Genomic DNA, 16053 nt, shown 5'->3' on the forward strand with positions numbered 1-16053 from the left:
CGTGTTCGTTCGCCCCGTCTTTACCCAGTGTCGCTGCAAAAGACAAGAATTACTTGTCATTTGCGTTCAAGCCGCCGTGCAGCGGTTGCACCCCCGCCCCGCCTCGCCTAAGAGACGCGCATCATGTCCGCTGCGCCCTCCCCTGTTACGTCCCCGTCCGCCCTGTCGCGCTGGAGCGGCTATGCCCTGGCTCTGGCCGGGGCGTTCCTGTTTGCCACCAAGGGCATCTTTATCAAGCTGGCCTATGCCTATGATGTCGATGCCTCAACGCTGCTGACCCTGCGCCTTCTGATCGCCACCCCCTTCTTTATCGCAGTGGGCCTGATCACCCGCTACCGTCAGCGCAAGGCCGCGCCCCTGTCGGGCAGCCTCTACCTCAAGGCGCTGGCGGTGGGCGCGCTGGGCTATTGGTTCGCCAGCTATACCGATTTCGAAGGACTGGTGTACCTGTCGCCGCAGTTTGAACGCCTGATCCTGTTCACCTATCCCCTGTTCGTCATCCTTCTGGGGGCGTGGCTGTTCCGTCAGCCTTTGAAGGCCATGGCCCTGCCCGCCTTTGTGATCGCCTATGCCGGTCTGGCCCTCGTCTTCTGGTCCGAAGCGGGCAGCGGCGGGCCGGACGTCGCCATCGGCGCCGGCTGGGTCATGGCCTCCTCCGTCGCCTTCGCCCTCTATCTGCTGCTGGCCAAGCCGCTGATCGCGCAGATGGGCGCCGCCCTCTTCACGTCAGTGGGAATGGTCGGAGCCGCCCTCGCCACCTTCATCCACTTCGGTCTGACCCATCAGGCCAGCGCCATCCCGGCCGATGCAGGTCTGTGGGTGCTGGCGCTGGGTCTGGCCATAGGCGCGACGGTCCTGCCCGGTTATCTGGTTAGCTTCGCTCTGGCGCGCATAAGTTCTCAGGCCAATGCCGTCATCGGCTTTATCAATCCCATCTTCACCATGGGACTGAGCGTTCTGATCCTGAAAGAAAGCCTGTCGCTCATCGACCTGATCGGCACGGTTCTGGTGCTGGGCGGCGTCGGTCTCTACACCTGGCTGGAACAGCGTCCTCAGTTGCTCAGCAAGGCGGACGTATCCTCCGCCGGATAGGCATCCGTCCCCACCGTCACCCGCGCGTAAAGGTCCCGCGCGCTTAGCCCCAACATCGGATGCACCCAGTCGGGAGCAATCTCCGTCAGCGGCCCCATGACAAAGCCCCGCTCATGGGCGCGCGGATGCGGCAGTATCATGTCACCGTCGATTACGACATCCCCATAGGCGATAAGGTCGAGATCGAGCACGCGCGGCTGATTGGGCTGCGGCCCGCGCACACGACCGGCCTCGGCCTCAAGCGCGTGCAACTCTATTAGTAAACGCTGCGGCTTCAAAGTCGTAGAGACCGCGAATACGGCATTATGATAGGGCGGATACTCAGGGTTTGGCCACGCCTGAGAACGCCACAAGGATGAAATCTGCGTAACCTTTATCCCGTATTGGCACAAGCGCTTGACAACCCTGTGTAAGGCCTGCAAAGGATTAAGCTCGTCGTGAGGCAAATTCGCACCGTAGGCTATATAGATAGCCGGTGTGATTTCAGAGAACGACGCTACTGTTTTAGTCATTTTGATTCTTCAATTTTCAAACGAAAGCTATTTGAATGAGTTTTTATCCAACTGACAAGATTGCTCTTTTTATCGACGGCGCCAATCTTTACTCAGCCGCCAAGGCGCTCAACTTCGATATTGATTACCGCAAGCTTCTCGATGAGTTCCGCAAGCGCGGCATTCTTCTGCGTGCCTACTACTATACGGCTCTGGTCGAAGGGGATGACTATTCGCCGATACGCCCGCTCGTGGACTGGCTCGATTATAACGGGTTTGCCCTGATCACCAAGACCGCCAAGGAATATACGGATGCGCAGGGCCGTAAGCGCTGGCGCGGCGATATGGATATCGAAATCGCCTGCGACATGATGGAAATTGCTGAGCACGCGGACCATCTGGTCCTGTTTTCCGGTGACGGCGACTTCCGCCGCCTGATCGAGGCCGTTCAGCGCAAGGGCTGCCGCGTCACTGTCGTGTCCACCGTGAAGTCGCAGCCGCCCATGACTTCCGACGAACTGCGCCGTCAGGCCGACACCTTTGTCGATCTGGCCGATCTGGCCAGTGTCGTGGGCCGCCCGCGTCAGCAGCCCGCCAATACCCGCAACGAAGAGTTTGAGGACTAAAAGAAGAAGGCCCCACCACCCGGCGGGGCCTTCTGTCTATCCGTGATCCTTGAGCAGGCGAGCTTTTTCGCGGCCCCAATCGCGCTTGGCCTCGGTTTCGCGCTTGTCGTGCAGTTTCTTGCCCTTGGCCAGAGCGATCTCGACCTTCACCCTGCCCTTGTCGTTGAAATAGAGCTTGGTGGGCACGATGGTCATGCCTTCGCGCTGCACGGCAATCATGAAGCGTGCAATCTCACGCCGATGCATCAGCAGTTTGCGATGACGGCGCGGCTCATGGTTGAAGCGGTTGGCAAAGCCATAGTGCGGAATGTCGGCATTGATCAGCACCAGTTCGTCGCCATTCTCGATCGAGACATAGGACTCGGCGATATTGGCGCGGCCCTGACGCAGCGACTTGACCTCGGTTCCGGTCAGGACGATGCCCGCCTCGGTATTGTTTTCGAGGAAATAGTCGAAGCGCGCCCGCCGGTTATCGGCGATGACCTTATAGTTGGATTGCTCTTTTTCGGCCAAGTCAGAGCCCCGCGGCTTTCATCGCCTCATCGACCAGCGGTCGCACGGTGGCGGCGCAGGGCACGATGGGCAGGCGCACCTCGTCGGTCGTCTGGCCCAGACGGCTCAGGGCGTATTTGGTGGGCGACGGCGAGGCATCGGCAAACAGCACCTTGTGCAGCTTGATCAGTTTGTCCTGCCAGAGGCGGGCCGTGGCGAAATCGCCGTCTTGCGCAGCCTTGTAAAGCGCCACCATTTCCGCCGGCGCGACGTTGGAGGTGACTGAAATCACGCCGTGACCGCCATGCGCCATATAGCCCAGAAGCGTCGGATCATCGCCGGAGATAAACGAAAAGCCCGGTTCGATAGCGATGCGCAACTGGCTCATGCGCACCAGATCGCCGGTGGCGTCCTTGATGCCGACGATGTTGGGTAGCTTAGACAGGCGCACAATGGTGTCGTTGGAAATGTCGATGACCGTGCGGCCCGGCACGTTATAGAGCATCACCGGTATTTCAACCGAATCGTTGAGTGCCTTGAAATGTTGGTACAAACCCTCCTGCGACGGCTTGTTGTAATAGGGCACGACGACCAGCACGGCATCGGCACCGACCGTCTTGGCGTGGCGCGCCAGTTCCAGCGCTTCGGCGGTGTTGTTCGACCCGGCCCCGGCGATAACCTTCACGCGACCGGCAGCGACTTCGACGCACAGACGCACGATTTCCTTATGCTCGTCCATCGACAGGGTCGAGGTTTCGCCCGTCGTACCTACCGGCACCAAACCGTGCACACCGGCCTTGATCTGCGTCTCCACCAACTGTTTGAAGGCCGCATAGTCCACCTCACCGTCTTTGAACGGCGTTACCAGCGCGGTAATGACGCCGGAAAACAGGGGCAGAGCATCAGCGTTAGACATGGAGGTCATCATCCGGATTAAGCAGATCGAAATGTGGGGATGAGCCTTAAAACCACAATGGATTTGCTGCAACGACTTTGTAAAAAGAAAACGTCGGAATAAGGCGCGACTTGCGTCGAACCTAAATATCCGCACCATTACGCCATCAGGTTTTGCTCTGACGGTTTTTGTGATCGAAGCGTGACCACCGCACCGCGGAAATCACGATAAAAACCCCGGACACATAATTGTGCCGTCATGTGCGGCCATTATGACCCGCCGCCTACGCTTAAGGAATTTGTGATGACCAAGGCTTTCCGGACATTCAATGCGCGCTCGCTGACGTCGTGGTGCCGCTGGATGGGTGGCGCAGCCCTGATCGCGCTGACGGCGGGGGCGGCCCTGTCGCCCGTTCTGGCGCAGGATACGACATCGGCACCGCGCCCCTATCAGGCGGGGCTTATCACGGAAACCGAACGCGCCACGCTGAAACAGGCCCTAGAGGCGGCGCGCAGCAAGAATTTCGCTTTGGCCGAGTCTCTGCGCGGCAGCTTAAGCGATCCGGTGGCGCGCAAGATCGTGCAATGGGCCATCCTCAATAACGACGGTGATGTCTACGGCTTTGCCGCGCTCGATGGCGCGCGCCGCGACCTGTGGGGCTGGCCGCGCGAGCAGAAGCGTCAACTGGCCGCTGAAAAGCAGATCGTCAATTCCAGCCTGACGCCGCCGCAGACCATCGACTGGTTCAAGGGCGCGCCGCCCGTTTCGGTCGATGGGGCCATGGCCCTGATCAGTGCCTATGAGCGCGCCGGTCAGACGGAGGCCGCCTCGGCACTGGCGCGCTCATGGTGGCGCGATCAGGCCTTCGACCTGACCGATCAGACGCGTTTTCAGACCAGCTTTGGCCGCTACCTGACGCCAGAAGACCATAAGGCGCGCCTGACCACCCTGCTGCTCGGCACGCAAGGGCCCGCCACCAATGCCATGCTGCCGCTGGTCGATGAAACCAGCCGCAAGGTGGCCACGGCCGCCATGGCCCTGCGCTCCGGCTCGGCGTCCGGCGTGACCCTGTACGAACAGGCGCTGACGGTCAGCCCGCGCAATCCGGTGCTGGCCTATGAGCGTCTGCGGGCGCTGCGCCGCGCCAAGCTGGAGACGCTGGGCTTTGGCCTGCTGGCCGACCTGCCCGCTGCTCCGGCCTCGGACGCCGCCATGAGCAATCTGTGGGTCGAGCGCCTCTCCTATTTCCGCGCGGCGCTCAAGGCCCGCAATTATCAGGCCGCCTATGAGGCCATGAACGGCGGGGGCTTTCCCAACGGCGAAAAGAAGGCCGAGGGCGAATTCTTCGCCGGGTGGACCTCCCTGATCCGCCTGAACCGCCCCGATCTGGCCCTGCCGCATTTTGAAAAGGTGCGCGAAGCCGGGACCTCTCCCATTACCCGCAGCCGCGCCCACTACTGGCTGGGCCGCGCCTACGAGGCCCGGGCTCAGGCCGGCGACGCCGAAAAGGCGCACGCCCATTTCGTCGAAGGCGGTCAGTTCATCTACGCCTTTTATGGTCAGCTGGCGGCCGAAAAGGCCGGTGTGAAGGCCATCACCCTGGGCAAGGACCCGGTGCCGACCGCCGCCGACCGCGCGCGCTTCGACAATCGCGATATGGTCAAGGCCGCGAAAATTCTGGGGCAGAGCGGAGAACGCGACCTGTTCAACGCCCTGATTCTGGCGCTGGACGACGTATTGCCGACCGCCGAAGAGCAGGCCCTGCTGGTCGATCTGGCCGGGACCTACAGCACGCAGGATCTGGCCATGCGCGTGGCGCGCGTCTCGCAGCAGCGCGGCTTCTACCTGCCGGAACGCGCCTATCCGCTGCGCAAACTGCCCGCCGTGAAATCCCCAGAAGGGGCCTTTGTGCTGGCCATCACGCGTCAGGAATCGGGCTTTGACCCGATGGTACGCTCAAGCGCCAATGCGCGCGGCATGATGCAGTTGATCCCGCCGACCGCAAAGGGCGTGGCGCGGCGTATGTCGCTGACCTATTCCGACTCGATGCTGTACGATCCGGACTATAATATGCAGTTGGGGGCGTATCATCTGGGCGAACTGGTCGATCGCTACGGCGGTTCCTACGTCATGGCCGCCGCCGGCTATAATGCCGGACCGAACCGCCCGCCGCAGTGGATTGTCGATTGCGGCGATCCGCGCGGCGAAACGGCGGACCCCATCGCCTTTATCGAGTGCGCGCCCTTCACCGAAACGCGCAACTACATGATGCGGGTCATGGAAAACCACGCCGTCTATCGCGCCCGCCTCAATGGCGGCACCGCCCCTCTGACGCCGATGGCCGACCTGAAACGCGGCATGATCATCGCCTATACACCGCAAACCGGCGACAGCGAGGATACGGGCAGCCTGCCAACCGGCCCGATCAACTATAATGAGCTGAAGTCTACGTCAGGGAACTGACTGGCCGGGTGGCCAGATAAAGGTCTTGCCCGTCGTCCGTCTGACGGAACCCGCCCGTCAGGTGGAACACTTCGGCCAGAAGGGACGGCGTAAACACCGTCTCAGGGCGGCCGAACCCGGCCCGATACCCGTCGTGCATTACACACAGGTCGTCACAGAAGGCCGCCGCCAGCCCAAGATCGTGCAGACTGGCGATCACGACATGGCCGCGCGCGGCCGCGGCCTTCAGCACGCCCAGAACCTGACGCTGCCACGCCGGATCAAGCGCCGTCAGGGGCTCATCGAGCAGCAGAACCGGACACGCCGTCGCCAGAAGCCGCGCCAGAAGCACCCGCGCTGTCTGACCGCCGGACAGCGAAAAGACGCGTCGGTGCGCCACATCGCCCAAGCCCACCTCCCGCAGTGCCGCCGCCGCGCGCGGCTCGGCATCACGAAAACGCTGCGCCCCCAGTTGCACAATCTCCTGCACCGTCAGGTCCCAGCTTATGCTGCGCGCCTGCGGCAGGTAGCCGATACGGGCGGACCGTTCAGAGAGGGATAAGGACGACAGGGCGCGATCGTCGATCCGCACCGCCCCCGCCGACAGGGCGACCAATCCCGCCAGTGCGCGCAGAAACGTCGTCTTGCCGGAACCGTTGGGTCCGACAAGGCCGTAAAGGCGGCCCGGCTCGAAGCGTAAAGTAACGTCGCGGACGGCTTCGGTCTGCCCCAGACGGACATGGATGTTCTGTGTTTCGATCATCCCTGCACCCATTCCTTCGCGCTTTTCCACGCCAGAAGCGCGAACAGGGGCGCACCGATCAGCGAGGTCAGCACCCCCAGTCGAATATCGGTCGAGGTCGGCAGCAGGCGCACCGCCCCATCGGCCAGCAGCACCATCACACCGCCCGCCAGTCCTGATGGCGCGATCAGCCGATAGGGGTCGCGCACGCCCAGACCGCGCACCAGATGCGGCGCGGCCAGCCCCACAAAGCCGATCACCCCCGATACGGCCACGGCCAGCCCGGCCAGCACGCTGATGGCGACAACCGACAGGGCCGCCAGTTGGCGCAGATCGACGCCTTGCGAGCGCGCCGTATCCTCGCCGAGCGTCAACACCCTCAGACCCGGCCCCACCCGCCAAAGCATAAGCGCCGCCAGCAGAAGCCCCCCCGCCGCCAGGGCCGCATCCGTCCAGCTACGGTTTTCCACCGAACCCATCATCCAGCCCAGAATCTCGGCGGTCGTCACCGGCGAGGGCGACAGATTGAAGACCAGCGCCATCAGCGCCCCGGTCAGGCTCGACAACCCAACCCCCAGAAGAATCAGCGCTTGCCGGTCGGGAAAGCGGCTGACAAAGGCCAGAATAATCAGCGACACGCCGCCTGCAAACAGCAGGGCAAAGCCTTCAACGGCCCCCGGTGTCAGCCCGAGGCCCAGCACGATGGCCACCGCAGCCCCCAGACCGGCCCCGCCCGACACGCCCATCAGCCCGGGTTCGGCCAGCGGGTTGCGGAAATAGCCCTGCGCCACTGCGCCGGCCACCCCCAGCATGGCGCCGACCAGCAGCGCACACAGATTGCGCGGCAAGCGGATCTGCCAAACGATCTCTCCGGCCAGACTGCCGGGTGCGCGCAGGGCTTCGGCATAGTCGGCGGGGCTCAGGGCCACCTCGCCCATGCCCATCAGCAGGATCAGCAAAAAAGCCGCCGAAAGGGCCAAAATCGTCCAGAGTTTCAAGAGAGTGTCTCCGCCAGTTCAGGCAGGCCAAACGCCGCGTACCACGCACTGCACGCCAGCATCGGGCTGGGGATGGTTACATGTGCCGCCCGCTCGATACGCGCCCGCACCAGCGGATGCCGCCCCGGCGCGCGACGCATGGCATAGGCGTCGTCATAGAAGCCCAGAGCATAGACGTCCGCCCTCTCCCGCAGGAAAAGTTCGGGCGACAGATAATAGAAATAGGGCTGCGACGCCACCAGCCGATGACCGGTCGCGCCTATGATCTGCCCCACCCAGGTCGAGGCCCCCGCTGAAAAGCCGGAAGGCGTATAGTAGAGCACCTTACGCGGCCGGACCGGCACCGGAACCCGTAACAGGGCGGCAGTCATGTTTTGCGCTTCGCGTGTTCCGGCCTGCGGCACCCCCAGTTGGGACGCCACGGTTTCAACCTCAGCCCCAGCCTGAGCGAAGGTCGAAACCTCGTTGATCTGAACGGTTTTTATGCCATGCGCCTGCGCCTGAGCGATCAGTCGGGCATCGCCGCCCCAAGTCCGCAGAATAGCGTCAGGCTTCAAAGCCAAAAGCGCCTCAAGCGTCGGGCGGCGTAGCGGTATCGCCCCCGCACGGCTGCGATAAAAACTGTCCTGATGGCGCGCGCGCGGCGACAGACTGAGGATATGATCGGACGGCAGCAAGGCCAGCGCATACTGGTCGGCGCACATGTCCAGCGACACAACACGCAGGGGTTTAGCCCCGGCACCACACGCAAAAAGGCCCAACCCGCCAAAAAACAACCATAGGATGATATTTTTCACCCGATTTACCACCTCTGATTGGTTATCCACAGGGCCTTTTTCCGTCTTACTGGCCACTCCACAGGCCGTCGCGCCAGTTTCCGAAGAAGGGTATCCACCCTGTCGGATTACGCGTCATGGGGGGAGACATGCCGCCGGAACCCAAACGCCAGCCCGCTCTGTCGCCGGACCTTGCCGAAAGCGCGCGCCCGAACCTATACGTCGTCTCCGATTCCGCAAGGGGCATCGCGCCCCTGCCCGCGCGTTTTTCGGCTCGCACCCCGCCCGCCGTCTGGCAGTGGGCGGCACTGGCGGCTCTGACCCTCGCCCTGGTGAGCGGCCTGTGGCTGGCCTTCGGTCCGCTGACTCAGGCGCTCTACTGGCTGTGCTGGGGCGTGTTCATGCTCAATGCCAGCCTGCGTCTGGCGGCCTGCGTCGTGCCGGTCGTCACGCACACGCCGGCCCCCCTCGCCGATGCCGACCTGCCGGTCTATTCGGTGATCGTTGCCCTCTATAAGGAAGCCGCCATTGCGCCGCAACTGATCGCCGCGCTCGAAGCGCTCGACTATCCGCGCCACCGGTTGGAAATTCTGTTCGCCATCGAAGACGACGACCCTGAAACCCTCATCGCCTTTGAACATCATCTGAACCGCGACCTGCACCCGCATCGGGCGCACATGCGCGTCGTGCGGGTCGAAACCGCGCCCCCGCGCACCAAGCCGCGCGCTCTCAATTTTGCGCTTCAAAGGGCGCTGGGCGATCTGGTCGCGATCTATGACCCCGAAGACATCCCCGTGCCCAGGCAGTTACGCGAAGCGGCGGCGCATTTTGCCAGCCTGCCCGCCAGGGTCGCCTGCCTTCAGGCCCCCTTGCGCCCCACAGGGGCACGCGGCTTCATCGCCCGTCAGTTCGCCGCCGAATACGCCGTGCAATTCGACGTGCTTCTGCCGGCCCTGCACCGGGCGGGCCTGACCTTTCCGCTGGGCGGTACCAGCAACCATTTCCGTGTCGAGGCGTTGAAAGCCGCAGGCGCGTGGGACGCGCATAATGTCACCGAAGACGCCGACCTCGCCTACCGTCTGGCGCGACAGGGCTATGGCAGCGGTCTGATAGCCGCGCCGACGCGCGAAACTCCGCCACCGGACACGCGGACCTGGTTGCCGCAACGCACGAGCTGGCTAAAAGGACATATGCAAACCCTGCTGGTCCATACGCGCAGCCTACGCGATCTGCCGGTGATGACGGGGTTAGGCCTGATGCTCAGCCTGGGCATGAACGTCTTTTCCGCCCTGTTCTACGCCCCGTTTGTGGCGCTGGTGCTGGCCGGGCGGCTCATCAACCTCTTGCAACCCGGCCTCGGTGGCATGGCCATACCCGATCTGATACTGCTGATTTGCGGGCCGGGCTTTGCTCAGATCGCCCTGCACGGGGCCGCCCGCCGCGCGGGCCTGAACCTGAGCCTGTGGGATCGCCTGAGCCTGCCTGTTTACTGGGGGCTGCAATCCTTTGGTGCTGCCTTTGCCCTCTATCAGCTTGTGAGGCGTCCCTTTCACTGGGACAAGACCGAGCACCTTCCCGCCGAACCCGCACCTGCCCCGGCCTCATAGACGTAACCGCAGGATTTGACGCGGACGGCGGCTGGCGGTATGGCCAGCGCATGACCCAGATCAGCCCGACGCCCCTGACCCTGCGCACCCTGCCGTGGCGCGACTACGCCCTGATTGACTCCGGCAAAGGGCTCAAGCTCGAACGCTATGGCGACTATCTGGTTATCCGGCCAGAGCCGCAATGCTGGTGGTCGCCGAAATATCCCGAGTTGTGGGACAAGGCCGACGCCGTCTTCGATGCGGAAAACGAAGACGAAGATGGCGGCCGCTGGTCGTTCCGCCGCCGCCCGGAAGAGCAGTGGGCGCTGGGATATGATCGAGTCAAATTTTACGGCCGCTTCACGTCCTTCCGCCACCTTGCCTTTTTCCCGGAACAGGCCGCCAACTGGGCATGGCAGAAAACCGCCATCGAAGCGCGCAACGACCAGCCGCGCGTCCTCAACCTGTTCGGCTATACCGGCGTCGCCAGCCTCGTTTGCACCGCGGCCGGGGCGCGCGTCACCCATGTCGATGCCTCCAAGAAATCCGTCGCCTATGCCCGTGACAATGCCGCATTGTCCGGCATGGAAGACGCCCCCATCCGCTGGATCGTCGAAGACGCCCGCAAGTACGTGCAGCGCGAGGTGAAGCGCGGTTCCAAGTACGAAGGCATCATCCTCGACCCCCCGAAATATGGACGCGGCCCCACTGGCGAAGTGTGGCGGCTGTTCGAAGACCTGCCCGAACTGCTCGATCTGTGCGCGCAGCTTCTGTCGGACGACGCGGCCTTTTTCCTGCTCAACGCCTACGCGGCGCGCGTCTCAGGCCCGGCCCTGGCCCATCTGATGGCCGAGACGATTGGCCAGCGTCCCGGCCGCATCGACTACGGCGAACTGACTTTGTGCGAAGACCCAAAGACGCCCAAGGGCGCGAAGCCATCCCTGATCGCCCCACGCGAATTCGGCCTGTCCTTCTTTGCACGCTGGATGAAGGAGCCGGTCTAAGCTCATGTCTATAAAACAGATTACATCCCTCACCAACCAGACGATCAAGGACATTCGCGCGCTACATATGCGCAAGGAACGCGAGGCCACGAAGCAGTTTCTGGCCGAGGGTCTGAAGATCATTATCGACGCGCTGGATCAGGGAATTGCGCCGCAAATCCTGATCTATGGCAAGGACGCCGATCACCACCCTCTGCTTCAGCGGGCCATTGACGAGACGCTGAAAGCCCGCGGGCAGGTGCTTGAAGTGACGCGCGACATCCTCGAAAAAATCTCGCGCAAGGAAAATCCGCAGATGGTGCTAGCGGTCTTTGCCCAGCGCATCCGGCGTCTGTCGGAGATCGACCCCGACAGCCATGAGGTCTGGGTGGCGCTGGAGCAGGTGCGCGATCCCGGCAATCTGGGGACCATCATCCGCACCGCCGATGCGGCGGCCATCGGCGGTGTCATCCTGATCGGGGACTGCGTCGATCCGTTCAGCGTCGAAACCGTGCGCGCCACCATGGGCTCGATCTTCGCCTTGCCGATCGTCAAATGCACACGCGAGGAATTTATCGCCGATCGCGGTCGCTGGAGGGGCTCCGTCGTCGGCACCTTACTGACAGCCAAACACGATCACCGCAGCGCGCCGTACAAGCGTCCGACGCTTTTGCTGATGGGCACCGAGCAGTCGGGCCTGACGCCGGACATTGCCAACACCTGCGACCTGCACGTCAAGATTCCGATGCGCGGGCGGGCCGACAGCCTCAACCTGTCGGTGGCCACCGGCATCATGATCTACGCCGCCTGCGGCCTGTAATCGCTTCTTTACGCCGCCGCAGCGTCATACCTATTTCGCCTTTCGCCACTCTGCGGCAGCCTCTCCGGCAGGAAAGGGCGTCACATGGTCTCGAAAATCGTCAAAGGTCTGATGCTGCTGGGCACGTTCGCTGCCCTTGGGGCCTGTGGTTCCTATGGCGCGCGCTATCACTATAACGGTGCGTATTATCAGAAATCCCCGCCCAATTACGAAGAACCGCGCTGCGATCGCCTCTACGATACCCGCCATTGCGAACGCTATTACGAGCGTCACCCCAAGGGTTAAGTGCCCTGGTTTGCGAAGATAAACTCCGCGCCGCAGCCCCCCTAATGCCTCCCCTGTGAGCCACCTCGCTCAAGCCGCGAGATTCATTACATATTTGTCATTCAGACTGCGTTCAGATTCAGGGCAGTATGCCTTGGCTGGGGCTTGGGCTGGGTGCTTGGTCCCCTGTATCACTAACGGGATCAACACCAATGAAACTGACCTTGAAACTTCTGGCGGTAGCGGCTGTGGCCGTGACGCTCTCCGGATGCCTGATGTATCTGGATGGGAAGGCCGACGCGAACGGTGCCCTGCAACCCCAAGGTGCCCTCACCCTCAAAGCGCAATGAACTTCATTACCGCTGTTCCTACCTCCCCTTACCCAGAGAGACTCAAGATGAAATCGCTTATCCTCAAAGTGGCCGCCCTGACCGTCCTCGCCGCCAGCCTGTCGGGCTGCGTCGTCATCGTCAAGGACGATCAGTCGAAGCCCATCCACAACCACGAAACCAAGACGACCACGACCAAGACTCAGGCGTAGTCGTAAGGCCCGCCACGGGACAGGGCGCGTTGATAGGCGTCGCGGGCGTGGATGCGCGCGACAAAATCCTGCAAGATCGCGCTCTGTCCCGCTCCGGCGCGGCTCACCGCCGCCTCGACCGGGAAGCTCATCATGATGTCGGCGGCGCTCAAGGCGTGGCCCGCGAACCAGCCTGTGTCTTTCAGCGACGCCTCCCAGAAGGCCAGATGCGTCGTCAGGCCCGGCGTCACCATCTTGGCCTCAAGCCCCTTGGCGATCTGACGCGCGATCGGGCGGATCAGCCCCGGCACCTTGCCCGGCAACTGGCTGGTGATCAGTTTCAGCAGCAATAGCGGCATGGCCGACCCTTCGGCATAGTGCAGCCAGTAGCGCATCTGTAGCCGCGCCTTCAGATCTGCGGGCACCAGCCGTCCCTGCCCATAGGTGTCCAGAATATAGTCCACAATCGCGCCCGTTTCAGCGATGGTCAGGCCGTTATCGGTAATGACCGGCGACTTGCCGAGCGGATGAATGGCCTTCAGTTCGGGCGGCGCGAACATGTCGGGATCGCGCTGATAGCGCACGATCTCATAGTCGAGCCCCAGTTCTTCCAGAAGCCACAGCACGCGCTGCGAACGCGAATTGTTCAGGTGATGGACGGTGATCATGGCAACTCCTGTGGCTTATACGTGGGGTGTAGAGCGCATTCCGAAAAGTGTGCAACGGTTTTGGCTTCGCCGAACTCCGTTTCGGAATCAAATGCGCGACAAAAAAATGTTTTACGTACCACGCGGCTTGGCCCGCGTGGTGGGGTCGGCGTCGCGGGGGTTTTCCGGCCAGACGTGGCGCGGATAGCGACCCTTCATGTCGCTGCGCACCTCCGCCCATGAGCCGTCCCAGAAGGCAGGGAGGTTTTTCGTAATCTGGATAGGGCGATGCGCCGGCGACAGCAGAGCCAGGGTCAGTGGCGTCCGCTGCGGCCCCACCACGGGGTGCTGCGTCACGCCATACAGTTCCTGCACCCGCACCTCCAGCCGCGGCCCGCCTTCGGCCCCATAGTCGATGCGGATATTCGACCCCGTCGGCATCCGCCAGTGTTCGGGCGCCAGTGTATCGAGCGCGCGTTGCTGGTCATAATCGAGCCGCCCCAGCAGGGCCTGATACACGTCGCTGGCGGTCAGCGAAAGAAGGGGCCGCCCCGCGGCATAGGGGCCCAGCCAGTCGGCCAGACCGCTCAGCAGGGCCTCATCCGACAGGTCGGGCCAGGTCGGGTCCTGCGCGTGTAGAAAATTGACCCGCGCGCGCAGGCTTTCGGCATTTTCGGAAAATTTGAGGACTTTCAGCCCCTTGGTGCGGATTTCTTCAGCCTCGGCCTCAATCAGCAATTCCGGTGGCACGGCGGGTAAGGGCTGGCTCGACAGGATCAGCTCGCCGAAGCGCACCTGCGCCAGCGCGCGGTAGCGGCCATTAAAGCGCTCCAGCACGGTGCGCTTTTCCAGTCGGTCCGCAAACAGGCTCAAGACCTCGGCCTCGCTCAGGGCCGCCCCCAGCAGCACGCGGTCGCGCCCGGCCCCGCCGCCCAGATCGCCCACCGCGATATAGGGCGCGCGCGCCAGCGGATCATGTTCATCGACATAGACGCCGCGCCCATTGGCCATGACAAATTCCCCGGCCTTCCCCCGCGCCTTGGCCACGCGCTCCGGGAAACATTCGGCCAGCAGGGCATGGACCGATTTGACGGCGCTTTGCGCATACGCTGCGTCCTTCGGCAGATCACGCACCAGTTGCCCGGCCAGACGCGCCCAGGTCTGCGCCAGCTGCCGCGCCTGCGCCACCTTGGGCGAACGCTCCTTCGACAGGCCCTCCAGCCGCAGGTCGAGATCGGTCGCCTTGCCCCCCAGACCGTTTTCCGACAGTAACACCGCCAGAGCCGCCCCCTGATCGCTCAGGCCATCGCGCGCCGCCAGCAGCAGCATGTGCCCCAGACGCGGCGACATGGGCAGCCGCCCAACCAGCCGCCCGTGCGGCGTGACTTCACCCTTTGCATCAAGAATATCCAGCCCGCGCAGCAGCTTTTCGGCCTCGTGCAAAGCCGCCTTCGGTGGATGATCAAGCAGAGCTAATCCGTCTGTCGATTTCGCCCCCCACAGGCGCAGGTCAAGCACCAGCCGCGACAGGTCGGTATCGAGGATTTCCGGCCGCGCAAAGGGGATCAGAGACCGGTCGTTTTCTTCATCCCACAGGCGGTAGCAGTCGCCCGCCTGCGTCCGCCCGGCCCGCCCGCGCCGCTGATCGGCGGCCGCTTTTGAGACGCGCTCGGTCACCATGCGCACCACGCCGCGCGCCGCATCGAAGCGCCCCAGCCGCGCCACGCCGCTATCGACCACCATCGACACCTTGTCGAGCGTCAGCGAGGTTTCGGCAATGGCCGTGGCCAGCACGATGCGCGGCGTGCCGGGGGCATTTTTGGCCAGCACCCGCGTCTGATCCTTCGCCTCCATCGCGCCATAGAGCTTGTGCACCTCAATGAAGGGCGGCAGGCCCTTTTCGGCCAGCAGAGTCGCCACACGGTGGATTTCGCCCTGCCCCGGCAGGAAGACCAGCATCGTCTCGGCACGCTCGGGCGTCAGCCGCGCCGCCACCCGCGCCACGACCTTCGCCACATCCTCTTCCAGCCGCAGAGTCTGATCGCGGCCGGTATAGTGGGTGGTCACCGGAAAGGCGCGGCCCAGAGAATGAAACACCTCCGCATCGGGCAACACGCTTCGGACGCGCTCCCCGTCCAGCGTTGCCGACATGACAAGAATACGCAGATCGTCGCGCAGCACGCTCTGGCTGTCGCGGGCGAAGGCCAGCCCCAGATCGGCATCGAGGCTGCGTTCATGAAATTCGTCGAAAATGACGCAGCCCATGCCTTCCAGCGTCGGATCATCGACGATCAGCCGCGAAAACACCCCTTCGGTGACGACTTCGATGCGCGTCTGTTTGGATACCCGGCTGTCGCCGCGCACGCGGTAGCCGACCGTCTGGCCCACGGGTTCGCCCAAGACCTCCGCCATACGCATGGCCGCCGCCCGCGCCGCCAACCGGCGCGGCTCCAGCATCACGATCTTTTGCCCGGCCAGCCACGCTTCATCGAGCAGGGCCAGTGGCACGCCCGTCGTCTTGCCCGCCCCCGGCGGCGCGATCAGGATGGCGGTCGTCCGCTCAGCCAGAAAGGCCCTCAGCGGCGCAAAAATCTCTTCAATGGGCAGCACGGTCTGTTCCGACAAAAAACGCCCCGGCTCTGGAGCCGAGGCGTTCTCTGTAACCTATGCTTGTCAGCA

The 16053-nt window shown here is 63.3% G+C and carries 17 protein-coding genes; 9 read left to right on the plus strand and 8 right to left on the minus strand.

Going from position 1 to position 16053, the window contains the following annotated elements; all coding sequences use genetic code 11:
- Positions 1-123 precede the first annotated feature (123 nt).
- The gene (locus AACH73_RS15205; protein WP_272741987.1) at positions 124-1092 is read left to right on the plus strand and encodes a DMT family transporter; all 969 of its coding nucleotides are present in this window, start codon (positions 124-126) and stop codon (positions 1090-1092) included.
- Here AACH73_RS15205 and folK read toward each other — a convergent pair.
- A complete protein-coding gene (gene folK / locus AACH73_RS15210; RefSeq protein ID WP_272741986.1) occupies positions 1053-1604 on the minus strand; it encodes a 2-amino-4-hydroxy-6-hydroxymethyldihydropteridine diphosphokinase in 552 nt (183 codons plus the stop codon). The genes AACH73_RS15205 and folK overlap by 40 nt on opposite strands.
- A 35-nt stretch (positions 1605-1639) precedes the next feature.
- On the opposite strand from folK, the gene AACH73_RS15215 reads away from it, so the two are divergent.
- Positions 1640-2209, plus strand: coding sequence for an NYN domain-containing protein (locus AACH73_RS15215; RefSeq protein WP_272741985.1), 570 nt, complete (start codon positions 1640-1642; stop codon positions 2207-2209).
- Between the two features lie 36 nt (positions 2210-2245).
- On the opposite strand, the gene smpB is transcribed toward AACH73_RS15215, so the two are convergent.
- Both smpB and dapA read right to left on the minus strand, forming a co-directional pair.
- Positions 2246-2722, minus strand: a complete 477-nt coding sequence (gene smpB, locus AACH73_RS15220) for an SsrA-binding protein SmpB (protein WP_013480432.1) — start codon at positions 2720-2722, stop codon at positions 2246-2248.
- Position 2723: 1 nt separating this feature from the next.
- Positions 2724-3617 (minus strand): 4-hydroxy-tetrahydrodipicolinate synthase, encoded by an 894-nt coding sequence (dapA, locus tag AACH73_RS15225; protein WP_272741984.1) that lies wholly within the window; start codon positions 3615-3617, stop codon positions 2724-2726.
- A 282-nt stretch (positions 3618-3899) separates the two neighbouring features.
- On the opposite strand from dapA, the gene AACH73_RS15230 reads away from it, so the two are divergent.
- Entirely contained in the window at positions 3900-6059 is a 2160-nt protein-coding gene (locus tag AACH73_RS15230; RefSeq protein WP_338735783.1) for a lytic transglycosylase domain-containing protein, read from the plus strand.
- Here AACH73_RS15230 and AACH73_RS15235 read toward each other — a convergent pair.
- The 3 genes from AACH73_RS15235 to AACH73_RS15245 are packed head-to-tail and all read right to left on the minus strand — an operon-like array spanning position 6043 to position 8575.
- A complete protein-coding gene (locus AACH73_RS15235; protein ID WP_338735784.1) occupies positions 6043-6801 on the minus strand; it encodes an ABC transporter ATP-binding protein in 759 nt (252 codons plus the stop codon). The two genes, AACH73_RS15230 and AACH73_RS15235, sit on opposite strands and share 17 nt — an antisense overlap.
- Positions 6798-7778 carry an iron ABC transporter permease gene (locus tag AACH73_RS15240; RefSeq protein WP_338735785.1) on the minus strand — a complete coding sequence of 327 codons (981 nt, stop codon included), beginning with the start codon at positions 7776-7778 and terminating at the stop codon, positions 6798-6800. The genes AACH73_RS15235 and AACH73_RS15240 overlap by 4 nt, the downstream gene beginning before the upstream one ends.
- The gene (locus AACH73_RS15245; protein ID WP_338735786.1) at positions 7775-8575 is read right to left on the minus strand and encodes an iron ABC transporter substrate-binding protein; all 801 of its coding nucleotides are present in this window, start codon (positions 8573-8575) and stop codon (positions 7775-7777) included. Before AACH73_RS15245 ends, AACH73_RS15240 begins: the two co-directional genes overlap by 4 nt.
- Before the next feature lie 128 nt (positions 8576-8703).
- Here AACH73_RS15245 and AACH73_RS15250 point away from each other — a divergent pair, with 128 nt between their 5' ends.
- From AACH73_RS15250 to AACH73_RS15275, 6 genes are all read left to right on the plus strand, one after another.
- A complete protein-coding gene (locus tag AACH73_RS15250; RefSeq protein ID WP_338735787.1) occupies positions 8704-10161 on the plus strand; it encodes a glycosyltransferase family 2 protein in 1458 nt (485 codons plus the stop codon).
- A 50-nt stretch (positions 10162-10211) separates the two neighbouring features.
- Positions 10212-11144, plus strand: a complete 933-nt coding sequence (locus tag AACH73_RS15255; RefSeq protein ID WP_338735788.1) for a class I SAM-dependent methyltransferase — start codon at positions 10212-10214, stop codon at positions 11142-11144.
- A 4-nt stretch (positions 11145-11148) separates the two neighbouring features.
- Positions 11149-11943, plus strand: a complete 795-nt coding sequence (locus AACH73_RS15260) for an RNA methyltransferase (RefSeq protein WP_272741976.1) — start codon at positions 11149-11151, stop codon at positions 11941-11943.
- Positions 11944-12027: 84 nt separating this feature from the next.
- Positions 12028-12228, plus strand: a complete 201-nt coding sequence (locus AACH73_RS15265) for a hypothetical protein (RefSeq protein WP_338735789.1) — start codon at positions 12028-12030, stop codon at positions 12226-12228.
- Between the two features lie 191 nt (positions 12229-12419).
- Positions 12420-12557 (plus strand): hypothetical protein, encoded by a 138-nt coding sequence (locus tag AACH73_RS15270; RefSeq protein WP_272741974.1) that lies wholly within the window; start codon positions 12420-12422, stop codon positions 12555-12557.
- Positions 12558-12604: 47 nt separating this feature from the next.
- Positions 12605-12748, plus strand: coding sequence for a hypothetical protein (locus tag AACH73_RS15275; protein WP_172961272.1), 144 nt, complete (start codon positions 12605-12607; stop codon positions 12746-12748).
- Here AACH73_RS15275 and AACH73_RS15280 read toward each other — a convergent pair.
- Positions 12739-13395, minus strand: coding sequence for a glutathione S-transferase (locus tag AACH73_RS15280; protein ID WP_338735790.1), 657 nt, complete (start codon positions 13393-13395; stop codon positions 12739-12741). The genes AACH73_RS15275 and AACH73_RS15280 overlap by 10 nt on opposite strands.
- A gap of 111 nt (positions 13396-13506) precedes the next feature.
- Positions 13507-15984 carry an ATP-dependent helicase HrpB gene (gene hrpB, locus AACH73_RS15285; RefSeq protein ID WP_272742082.1) on the minus strand — a complete coding sequence of 826 codons (2478 nt, stop codon included), beginning with the start codon at positions 15982-15984 and terminating at the stop codon, positions 13507-13509.
- Between the last annotated feature and the right edge of the window lie 69 nt (positions 15985-16053).

This window comes from Asticcacaulis sp. DW145, from assembly GCF_037101385.1.
Classification (GTDB): Bacteria; Pseudomonadota; Alphaproteobacteria; order Caulobacterales; family Caulobacteraceae; genus Asticcacaulis; species Asticcacaulis currens.

Excerpts from the sequence above, each read along its gene's own strand:
- AACH73_RS15235 (WP_338735784.1), bottom strand. The coding sequence starts at position 6,801 with ATGATCGAAACACAGAACATCCATGTCCGTCTGGGGCAGACCGAAGCC.
- AACH73_RS15230 (WP_338735783.1), top strand. The coding sequence starts at position 3,900 with ATGACCAAGGCTTTCCGGACATTCAATGCGCGCTCGCTGACGTCGTGG.
- AACH73_RS15275 (WP_172961272.1), top strand. The coding sequence starts at position 12,605 with ATGAAATCGCTTATCCTCAAAGTGGCCGCCCTGACCGTCCTCGCCGCC.
- AACH73_RS15215 (WP_272741985.1), top strand. The coding sequence starts at position 1,640 with ATGAGTTTTTATCCAACTGACAAGATTGCTCTTTTTATCGACGGCGCC.
- AACH73_RS15250 (WP_338735787.1), top strand. The coding sequence starts at position 8,704 with ATGCCGCCGGAACCCAAACGCCAGCCCGCTCTGTCGCCGGACCTTGCC.
- AACH73_RS15280 (WP_338735790.1), bottom strand. The coding sequence starts at position 13,395 with ATGATCACCGTCCATCACCTGAACAATTCGCGTTCGCAGCGCGTGCTG.
- AACH73_RS15255 (WP_338735788.1), top strand. The coding sequence starts at position 10,212 with ATGACCCAGATCAGCCCGACGCCCCTGACCCTGCGCACCCTGCCGTGG.
- AACH73_RS15260 (WP_272741976.1), top strand. The coding sequence starts at position 11,149 with ATGTCTATAAAACAGATTACATCCCTCACCAACCAGACGATCAAGGAC.
- folK (WP_272741986.1), bottom strand. The coding sequence starts at position 1,604 with ATGACTAAAACAGTAGCGTCGTTCTCTGAAATCACACCGGCTATCTAT.
- dapA (WP_272741984.1), bottom strand. The coding sequence starts at position 3,617 with ATGTCTAACGCTGATGCTCTGCCCCTGTTTTCCGGCGTCATTACCGCG.
- AACH73_RS15265 (WP_338735789.1), top strand. The coding sequence starts at position 12,028 with ATGGTCTCGAAAATCGTCAAAGGTCTGATGCTGCTGGGCACGTTCGCT.
- AACH73_RS15205 (WP_272741987.1), top strand. The coding sequence starts at position 124 with ATGTCCGCTGCGCCCTCCCCTGTTACGTCCCCGTCCGCCCTGTCGCGC.
- AACH73_RS15270 (WP_272741974.1), top strand. The coding sequence starts at position 12,420 with ATGAAACTGACCTTGAAACTTCTGGCGGTAGCGGCTGTGGCCGTGACG.